Raw genomic sequence first — 659 nt, forward strand, 5'->3', positions numbered from 1 at the left:
CCTTCCGATGGACGGATGACCCCATGCGCCTCGCGCTTCTTTCCCGTGCCGCCGTCGTCGCCGCGGCGACGACGGCGGCACGGGAAAGAAGCGCGAGGCGCATGGGGTCATCCGTCCATCGGAAGGGGAGCGGGTACACGCGGACAGCGGTGCACACTCCGCCCGGCAGGAGGAAGAAGCCCGGCACGGCCGGGCGGGGGTCACCGCGCTCAGAGGGCGCGGTGACAGATCGCCGAGCACACGTGGGCCAGGTCGACGTCCAGTCGACGGCTCAGGTGGGCGTGGCGATCCATGCGGCGAGTGTGACGAACCGTCTCCTCCGACACAACTCCCGTCTCACTCACCGGTCTTGTAAGGGGCTGATCCTTCTGAGCGGTGCGGAGCGGGACAGCCCCACCGGTAATGACGCCGATCGGTCGATCGGATGCCGCTCAGTCCACCGGGTCCGGGGCGACGCGGTCCGGGGCGCGTCGGTCCTGGTGGGGGACCGGGCAGCCGCGCAGGCCCGGGGTCGGGAAGGTGCCGAGGTCCTCGAGGCGGTAGCCGCAGGGGTAGCCCGGGTAGCCCTTGATCTCCGGGTTCTGGCGGGCGGGGTGCGGGCGGCGCCGGGGAGGGAGCAGGCGGGCGACCCGGGGGCGGAGGCGGGGGAGCCCGTGGGC

Annotated in this window: 1 pseudogene; it reads right to left on the reverse strand. The window is 73.0% G+C overall.

What is annotated here, in order from left to right:
• Window positions 1–431: 431 nt before the first annotated feature.
• A pseudogene (locus ACOV8S_RS27865) lies at window positions 432–659 on the reverse strand (oxygenase MpaB family protein); the annotation flags it as partial.

Source organism: Streptomyces sp. CO7 (assembly GCF_053474865.1).